9 protein-coding genes are annotated in these 8,423 nt (G+C 63.1%); 3 read left to right on the forward strand and 6 right to left on the reverse strand.

The features are described from left to right. Both EN879_RS14905 and EN879_RS14910 read left to right on the forward strand, forming a co-directional pair. On the forward strand, positions 1-570 hold a 570-nt coding region (locus tag EN879_RS14905; RefSeq protein ID WP_164774414.1), incomplete at its 5' end, for a hypothetical protein. A 186-nt stretch (positions 571-756) separates the two neighbouring features. Continuing rightward, on the forward strand, positions 757-1,371 hold the full coding sequence (locus EN879_RS14910) for a 3'-5' exonuclease (protein WP_063170226.1): 615 nt from the start codon (positions 757-759) through the stop codon (positions 1,369-1,371). Positions 1,372-1,408: 37 nt separating this feature from the next. On the opposite strand, the gene EN879_RS14915 is transcribed toward EN879_RS14910, so the two are convergent. From EN879_RS14915 to EN879_RS14930, 4 genes are read right to left on the reverse strand one after another with little or no spacing between them, the layout of a single operon-like run. Then, on the reverse strand, positions 1,409-2,116 hold the full coding sequence (locus EN879_RS14915; RefSeq protein WP_063167914.1) for an ABC-type transport auxiliary lipoprotein family protein: 708 nt from the start codon (positions 2,114-2,116) through the stop codon (positions 1,409-1,411). Next, complete coding sequence (locus tag EN879_RS14920; protein WP_024503545.1) at positions 2,097-3,470, reverse strand: MlaD family protein; 1,374 nt, start codon at positions 3,468-3,470, stop codon at positions 2,097-2,099. Before EN879_RS14920 ends, EN879_RS14915 begins: the two co-directional genes overlap by 20 nt. Positions 3,471-3,484: 14 nt before the next feature. Further along, positions 3,485-4,306 (reverse strand): ABC transporter ATP-binding protein, encoded by an 822-nt coding sequence (locus EN879_RS14925; protein ID WP_024503546.1) that lies wholly within the window; start codon positions 4,304-4,306, stop codon positions 3,485-3,487. Position 4,307: 1 nt separating this feature from the next. After that, positions 4,308-5,495 carry an ABC transporter permease gene (locus EN879_RS14930; RefSeq protein ID WP_063167913.1) on the reverse strand — a complete coding sequence of 396 codons (1,188 nt, stop codon included), beginning with the start codon at positions 5,493-5,495 and terminating at the stop codon, positions 4,308-4,310. A gap of 76 nt (positions 5,496-5,571) precedes the next feature. On the opposite strand from EN879_RS14930, the gene dgcA reads away from it, so the two are divergent. Beyond that, the gene (gene dgcA / locus EN879_RS14935; RefSeq protein ID WP_063167912.1) at positions 5,572-6,555 is read left to right on the forward strand and encodes an N-acetyl-D-Glu racemase DgcA; all 984 of its coding nucleotides are present in this window, start codon (positions 5,572-5,574) and stop codon (positions 6,553-6,555) included. Here dgcA and EN879_RS14940 read toward each other — a convergent pair. Beyond that, positions 6,526-7,740: an MFS transporter gene (locus tag EN879_RS14940; RefSeq protein WP_063167911.1), complete on the reverse strand. Its 1,215-nt coding sequence runs from the start codon at positions 7,738-7,740 to the stop codon at positions 6,526-6,528. The genes dgcA and EN879_RS14940 overlap by 30 nt on opposite strands. A 123-nt stretch (positions 7,741-7,863) precedes the next feature. Further along, a partial coding sequence (locus tag EN879_RS14945; RefSeq protein WP_164774415.1) for a UDP-2,3-diacylglucosamine diphosphatase occupies positions 7,864-8,423 on the reverse strand: 560 nt, incomplete at its 5' end.

Genomic DNA, 8,423 nt, shown 5'->3' on the forward strand with positions numbered 1-8,423 from the left:
CCTCAGGCGCCCTTGGGCGGCCCTGCATTGCGCGGCACGCTCGACCTTGACCGTCCGACCGAGGCGGCACCGCGTCCGCGCGGCGATGCCAACGCCCGCACGCCGCAGGGTGGCTGGGTGCGCGATCTGCTGACCGCGGCATCGAACGATGAGGACCTCAGGTCGGCAGCTCCCCCAGCGACTGCGGAAGCGCCCCGCGCTACGCCTGCCCAGCGATCGCCCCTTCATGTCGTCGAATCGCTGAACTCGCTCTCCGTCGATATCGCGCGGGCCATCGACCACGATGCTTCGATCGAGCTGTGGAACCGCTACCGGCGCGGCGAGCGTGACGTGTTCACAAGGCGGCTCTACACGCTGAAGGGTCAGCAGACGTTCGACGAGATCCGTCGCAAGTATCAGGCCGAGGCCGAGTTCCGCGCCGCCGTCGACCGCTACTGCGACGATTTCGAGAAGCTGCTCAAGGATGTCTCACGCAACGACCGCGACAACATCATGGCGCAGACCTACCTGACGTCGGACACCGGCAAGGTCTACACCATGCTGGCGCATGCGAGCGGCCGCCTGCACTAAGACGGGAATTGAACAGGCGGGCCATGGTCCCGCCTGTGCCTGCTCTAACGTCCGGCACGCGTTGAACCTGCCCGCAACAGGTCTTGCGAGACTATCGATGCCTTCGGAATCCGCCCTAAGTCGATCTCCCGACGGCGCTATAATTCATCCACAGTACCGCTGCCCTAACGCTCGCAGGGTGTGATCGTGAAGACGGCAATCATTTTCGACTGCGAGTTTCTTTGCCTGGAGGGCTCGCAACGCAGATTCTGGTGCGCGGCCCACGATCCCGACCCGGTGATCGCACAGATCGGCGCCGTCAGGCTTGGACTTGAAGGCGACTTCCCCCTGCTCGGAACACACAAGGCCTATATCAAACCGGTCGACCGGTTTGGTCAGAGATACGCCTTGGACCCATTCTTCACCAAACTGACCGGCATCACCGAGGAAGATTTGGAGACAAAAGGGGTGGCACTAGGGGATGCCCTCGCCGACATCGATCGTTTTTCCGAAGGGGCGCGATTCTGGTCCTGGGGCAAGGACGAATTGAACATGATCGCCATCAGCTGCTATGTCGGGGGCATTCAGCCTTCGATCCCGGCCACCCGGTTTGACAACGCCGTCAAGCTGCTGATCGCAGCCGGAATGCCGATCGAGGATCTGGCGAGAACGCCGAGCAACAAGCTTGCGGATTACTACGGCGTCAAGCACCCGCCATTGCAGGGGCACGATGCGCTCGATGACGCGCTGTCCGTGACCTACACCCTGCAGCACCTGATGAAGACCGGAAAGCTCCGGCCGGAGATCTTCGACCACTTGTAGGTAGAGAAGCCTGATGGGATTCCGGCGCGCGTCGCGCTCAGATCACCGAATCCGTCCAGCGCACGATCTGCCCGGCGGCGTCGCCGAACGCCTTGTCGAGTGCGCTGACATAAGCAGGATTGCCGCTGCCCGAGACGGGTGCGGCTGCGGTGAAGCTCTTGGAAGCACGGACCTCGCCGTTGCGATCGTTCAGGATCCGCACGAACAGATCGACCTCGGCATGTTCGCCGCCGTCGACCCGAACCTCGAATGAGCGGATCTCGACGATCACCTGATAGTCGATCGCCAGGCCCTCGCCCGGCTTGCCGACGCCGGCAAAGCTGCCCGATCGCTGGAAGGTCTCGGCCAGCCGCGCCTGCACGATCAGCGGCAGCCGGTCAGCCCATTGCGCGCCCTTGAGATACTGGATCGAACGATCCGACGGCTTGATGACGATGTTCTGGCTGTCCAGCGCCTTGAGCGCCGACGGCTGCGCGATCAGGATCTGGCGGCGGCTGTGGCCATGCGCGTCGACCGACGGCGCCGACAGCTCGAACGTATCGAGCGGCGCGGGCTTGCCGCCCAACGCCGCACAGCCGGCCAGCGTCAAGGCAAGCAGTGCCGCAGCCGATGTCAACCCGCCCGTTTTCACCCACACAGACTTCACGCGCGATCCCCGTTGTCCCCGGATCGTAAGATCGACCCGCTTTCGCGGCTCATGTTTCTGGGGCGCGCCGGCGCCGAAGTCAACGCCGCGCCCTGCCATCGAATTGCCGAACCTCGCCGTCGCCACCCGACAGGATGCGCTGCGGATTGCGGCTGAGGTCGGTTACCGCCTCCTCGATGCGGCTGATCGAACGGCGGCTGTCCTGCACCAGCGCTTCGACGTTCGAAAGCCCCTGGCCCGAGAATCGCGCCAGATTGTCGGTGATGACGCCAAGGCGGGCATTCAGCGTGTCGGCAACCTGCTTGAACGACTTCAGCGTCGCCCTCGCATCCGCCATCACGCCGTCGGCCTGCCCCGACCCGAGCAAGGTATCGACCTTGGCTAGAATGCCATCGACTCGCACCGAGGCATCGTTGAGCCGTTGCGCGAGCTGCTTTGCGTCCTTGATCGTCTGGTCGATGTCGTCGGCCCGGTTGGCGAACTTGTGGGTCACCTCCGCGATGTCGGCGGCGGCCTTGTCGGCGCTCTCGCTGGCCTTTTGGATGTTGGCGAGCGCCGAGCGCACTTGTGCGGGATCGATACCGTCGAGCACGTTGTCGACCTTGGCCAGCGTGCCTTGCGTCCGTTTGGCGAAGTCGTTGACCGACCCCACGGCTGTATCGACGTTCTTGATCACGCCGTCGAGCTGCTTCGACGTCTGCTTGAGGTTACCGGTTACTGCGTCGACATTGGCGACGATGCTCTTGATCTTGTCCTTGTCGACCGCGTTGAGAAGGCCTTCGGCCGCCTTCAGCGTGCCGTCGAGTTTGCCGGAAACGCCTTTCAGCTCATCGGCCAGCGTGCTGGCCGCGGACAGGAACTTGTCGATGCCGTCCGAATTCTTGGCCAGCGCATCGGAGAAGGTCTGGACGTTCTGGACGGTCTGCGTCAGCGGCCCGCGAACGTCCTTGGTGAAGCCTTCGAGCTCGGTCAGCACCTTGTCGGCGCGGGTGAAGATATTCTGCGCCGTCTGCAAGAGGTTGGTCACCGCCGACGGGTTGGCGACGATCTCGGCGACCTTGCCTTCCTTTTCCGCTTGGTCGAGGAGCTTTACCTCCTTGGGATCGGCGCCCTTGAGTTCGATGTTGGCCTGCCCGGTCAGGCCGGCAAGCCCGATATCGGCTTGCGTCGATTTGGTGATCGGCGTCATGCGGTCGATCTCGGTATCGGCGATGGCAACCGTCGGATTGTCGACATCAATATAGACGCGCTTGACGTCGCCGACCTTGACGCCGTTGAACAGCACGAAACTTCCGCGGCCGAGCCCGGAGGCCGAGCCCGGAATGCGCACGCGCAGCAACGTCGTCTCGCCCTTGTCGCCGATCGCCGCCGTCCAGTAGACGAAGGCAAACGCCGCCAGGATCGCGGCCAGCGTGAAGATGCCGACAATGACGTAGTTGGCTCTGGTTTCCATTGTCCCACTTATGGCTATGCGCGCGCCGCAAGATCAAGTTGCCGGGCGCGTTTTCCGCGGAAATAGGATTTTACCCACGGTTCCTCGCTCTTCAGCATGTCGTCGATGGTGCCTTCGACCAGCACTTTCTTCTTGCCGAGCACGGCCACCCGGTCGCAAGCGGTGAACAGCGTGTCGAGGTCATGCGTCACCATGTAGACGGTCAGATCCATCGTATCGCGCAGCTTGACCACCAGCTCGTCGAACTCCGCCGCGCTGATCGGATCGAGACCCGATGTCGGCTCGTCGAGGAAGACGATGTCGGGATCGAGCGCCAGCGCCCGCGCCAGCGCGGCGCGCTTGATCATGCCGCCGGACAGTTCGGATGGGAATTTTTGCGCCGCGTCGGGCGGCAGCCCGACCAGCTCGATCTTGAGCATCGCCAGTTCGTCCATCAGCTTTCGCGGCAGGTCGAGATATTCGCGCATCGGCACCTGGACGTTTTCCAGCACCGTCAGCGCCGAGAACAGGGCGCCGTGCTGGAACAGCACGCCAAGCCGCATGTCGATGCGCAGACGCTCGGCATCATCAGCCTTCTCGATATCGACGCCGAACAGCCTGATCGTGCCCGACTGCTTGCGTGTCAGGCCGAGAATGGTGCGCAGCAGAACGGATTTGCCAGCACCCGAGGCGCCGACAAATCCAAGGATTTCGCCGCGCCTTATGTCGAGCGACAGTCTGTCGAGGATAAGCTTGTCGGCAAAGGAAACGCTGATGTCGTGCGCGGAAAGCACGATATCGCCCTCGCCCGCGTCATCCGCCAATGCACCCGCCCTTTTCCTGTTTCGCAGCTTCATCTCAGAACTCGATCGCTGCGTAGAACATGGCAAAAAGCCCGTCGAGGATGATGACGACGAAGATCGACTTCACCACCGAAGCGGTAACATGCTGGCCGAGCGATTCGGCGCTGCCGCCGACCTTCATGCCTTCGACCGAGGCAATCGTGCCGATGATCATGGCCATGAACGGCGCCTTGATCAGGCCCGCAAAGATGGTGCTGAGATCGATGGCGACGCGCAGCCGGTCGATGAAGGCGGCGGGCGGGATGTCGGAATAGAGCCAGGCAGCCAGGATGCCGCCGCCGAGTGCGGCGAAATTGGCGATGATGGTCAGGCACGGCAAGGCGATGACCAGCGCCACGAGCCGCGGAAAGACCAGGACGCCGATCGGGTTGAGCCCGATGACCTTCAGCGCGTCGACCTCCTCGCGCATCTTCATCGAGCCGATCTCGGCGGTGATCGCGCTGCCGGAGCGGCCGGCGATCATGATCGCCGTCATCAGCACGCCGAGTTCGCGCAGGATCAGCACGCCGACGAGGTCGACGACGAAGATATCGGCGCCGAAATAGCTGAGCTGATAGGCGCCCTGCTGGGCGACGATGGCGCCGACGATCGCCGACATCAGCACCACCACCGGAATGGCGCCGACGCCCATACGGTCGATCTGGTTGAAAATCGCCGCCGGGTTGACGGCATGGCCACGGCCGAGCTTCATCTGCGCGCCACGGATGGTGGCGCCGAGGATGTTCATCGAGGCCAGAAAATCGTCGCGCATCTCGTAGACCCGGCGGCCAACCGCCTCCAGCGCGCGAATGACGATGTTGGGCGGTCGCACCGGGCCGGATTCGGGTTCGCGCCGCACGGCCTCGCCGACAGCTTCGAGCAGGATCGAAGCGATCTCGCTCTGGCCTTGCATCTGGATTTCGACACCCTTCTTCTCGAAGGCGCTGACCAGCCGGTCGATCAGCCAGGCGCCGGCAGTGTCCATCTTCTCGATCTTGGAAACATCGAGCGCCAAGATTTTGAAGCCGCTTCGCTTTTCGATCTTGCGCATGTCGGCGTCGACGAGTGCAACGGTCCGTGTCGTCCAGATTCCGGAGAAAGCGCAGCCAAGAACGCCGTCCTCCTCGCCGATCGCCACGCGCGGTTCGTGGTCAGCCTCCCCTGCGGTCGTGCCGCTTGCGTCGCGCTTGCCGATGGTCAACATGGCGTCCTGTTTAGCCTGACGGGTCTGACCTGTCGATTTGCCGACAACGCTTGTCGCACAGCAGGAGCAGAAAAATATGGCGCGTGTCATTTCGGTCGAGGCCGAGCGTTTTCCCATCGCCGGAACCTTCACCATTTCGCGCGGTTCCAAGACCGAAGCCGAAGTGATCTCCTGCACGATCAGCGACGGCGGCCATTTCGGCCGCGGCGAATGCGTCCCCTACAAGCGCTATGGCGAGACGATTGAGGGCGTGCGCGAGGCGATCGACGCCATGCGCGGCCGGATCGCCGATGGCATCAGCCGCAGCGCCTTGCTCGATGCCATGCCGGCCGGAGCCGCCCGCAACGCCTTAGACTGCGCCCTATGGGATCTGGAGGCGAAGCTCAGCGGAACATCGGTGGCGGTTGCGATAGGTGCTGTTCCCTTGCAGGCGCTCGAAACCGCCTACACGCTGTCGCTGGGCGAGCCGGAGGCGATGGCGGCGCAGGCCCGCGCCAATGCGGCGCGGCCGCTGCTCAAGGTCAAGATCGGCGGCGACAACGACATTGCCCGCATCCGGGCGGTCAGGCAGGCAGCGCCAGACAGCCGCATCATCCTCGACGCCAATGAGGGCTGGAGCGACGACAACATCGTTGCGAACCTCGCCTTTGCCGCCGAACAAAGCATCGCGCTGATCGAACAGCCGCTGCCGGCCGGTCATGACGAGATCCTGCGCCATATCGCCCATCCGGTGCCGATCTGCGCCGATGAAAGCGTGCACGAGGCTAAGAATCTCGAAGCGCTTGTCGGTCTTTACGATGCCGTCAACATCAAGCTCGACAAGTCGGGGGGCCTGACGGCGGCACTGGTGCTGCGCGATCGCGCCCGCGAACTCGGTTTCGGCGTGATGGTCGGCTGCATGGTCGGCACCTCATTGGCGATGGCGCCAGCGGTGCTGCTTGCCCAGCATGCCGATTTCGTCGACCTCGACGGTCCGCTGCTGCTTGCCCGCGACCGGGTACCGGGCCTTGTCTACCAGGGATCGCTGGTGTCACCGCCCGATACGGCGCTCTGGGGCTGAGCGCGCAGCAAGGCCGATCAGCGCCAGTCCGATCAACGCAATCGGGATCATGGCAAAGAAGCCGTCGACACCGAGACGGTCGTAGAGCGGGCCGGACGCCAGCGTCACCACCGCCATGAAGAAGCCGTTGGAGAAATAGGCAATGCCTTGCGCGGCACCTGTCCGCTCCTCGGAGATCGTTTCGCCGATCATCTTCTGCAGCCCGATCAGCCCCAGCGCCACCGAGACCGAGTGCAGCGACTGGACAGCGAAGAAGCCGGGAATGCCGAGGCCGAGCGGCCAGACCAGCGGAAAGGCGATCCAGCGCACGATGGAGCCGATTCCGGCCATCACCATGACCGACACGACGGAGAACCGGCCGAAAAAGCGGGTGAACATCATGAACATGCAGACTTCCGACACCACGCCCCAAGCCCATAAGAGACCGACTACCGAATCGCCGAGGCCGATCGACTTCCAGTAGATGGAGACGAAACCGTAGAGGAATGCGTGGCTGGCGGTGATGACGCCGACGCCCGTGGAAAAATACAGGAAATACGGGTTGAGAAGCTTCGGCGCTGAATGCTGGATGTCGGTGGCCGACAGCGGCGAGGCGCGCCGCGGACGGCCAAGGCGCGGCGCCAGCAGGCCGGCGGCAAGGGCGGCGGCAAACGCCACCAGAATGATAACCGGAACGGCTTGTGAACCGGTTACCGACAGAATGAAGCCGCCGGCGATATTGGCGAACAAATAGGAAATCGAGCCCCATTTGCGCATGCTTGTGTAGTTCGAACCGAAGCGGCGGACACCCGAAAGAGCCAGCGAATCGGCGATCGGCGAATGCGGCGTCCAGACGATGGTCAGCGTCAGCGAGACCGCCAGCACCATCGCATAGGTGGGTGTCAGGAAATAACCTGCCGACAAAAGCAGCGACGCAGCCATCAGCGCGACATAGACATCGGCGCGGTCCCTGGCACGGTCGGCCAGCGCGGTCAGCAGCGGCGTCGTCACCACGCGCAGGAACATCGGCGCCGCCAGAATGACCGCGATCTGCTCGGCATGAAAACCCTTGGCCTGCAGCCACAACGGAAAATACGGCAAATGCGTTCCGAGCGGCACGAAAAGCGTCGCGAACATCAGGCTCATGCGCAGTTCGAAATGGCGCGGCTTGACGAGTTGTTCGGGCGAGAGCTGCGGCAGGGACATGAATCGATCCAATCGCGCTGTATTCGGCCGGAGGGCAACGCGTATCGATCCCTTAACATGGACGAAAACCGGACGAAACCGGTTGGACTAATTGATTGATTCCGAAGCCGAAAGGACTTCGGACTAGGCCGCCTGCCCTACCCGGTCCTCGATGAGCAGCGGGATAAAGGGCTCGTCCGGCACCTCGGGCAGCACCTGCGCCCAAGTCAGGATTTCCATGCGGCCGTCAAAATGCTCGACCACAGCCGTACAACTTTCCACCCAGTCGCCGGTGTTGATGTACTGGACATCGCCAAAATTTTCGATGACGGCATGATGGATGTGGCCGCAGATGACGCCATCGACATGCGAACGGCGCGCCTCGTCGGCAAGCATGGTCTGGAACGAGCCGATGAAGTTCACCGCCTTCTTGACGTTGTGCTTGGCCCAAGACGAAAAGGACCAATAAGGCAGGCCGAGCAGCTGGCGCAGCCGCGTCACCACGCGGTTGACCAGCATGGCCGCGTCATAGGCGTGGTCACCGAGATAGGCGAGCCAGCGCGCATTGTGGACCACGGTGTCGAACTGGTCGCCATGGATGACGAGCAGCCGCTTGCCGTCGGCGGTCTCGTGGATGGCGCGATCGGCAACGACGATGCCGCCGAAATGCACGCCCTGGAACTGGCGGGCGAACTCGTCATGGT

The organism is Mesorhizobium sp. M7A.F.Ca.AU.002.02.1.1 (assembly GCF_003998535.1).
GTDB classification, from domain to species: Bacteria; Pseudomonadota; Alphaproteobacteria; order Rhizobiales; family Rhizobiaceae; genus Mesorhizobium; species Mesorhizobium ciceri.

Coding starts and splice junctions, on each gene's coding strand:
- EN879_RS14925 (WP_024503546.1), bottom strand. CDS start 4,306: ATGAAGCTGCGAAACAGGAAAAGGGCGGGTGCATTGGCGGATGACGCG.
- EN879_RS14940 (WP_063167911.1), bottom strand. CDS start 7,740: ATGTCCCTGCCGCAGCTCTCGCCCGAACAACTCGTCAAGCCGCGCCAT.
- EN879_RS14915 (WP_063167914.1), bottom strand. CDS start 2,116: ATGGCAGGGCGCGGCGTTGACTTCGGCGCCGGCGCGCCCCAGAAACAT.
- EN879_RS14930 (WP_063167913.1), bottom strand. CDS start 5,495: ATGTTGACCATCGGCAAGCGCGACGCAAGCGGCACGACCGCAGGGGAG.
- dgcA (WP_063167912.1), top strand. CDS start 5,572: ATGGCGCGTGTCATTTCGGTCGAGGCCGAGCGTTTTCCCATCGCCGGA.
- EN879_RS14920 (WP_024503545.1), bottom strand. CDS start 3,470: ATGGAAACCAGAGCCAACTACGTCATTGTCGGCATCTTCACGCTGGCC.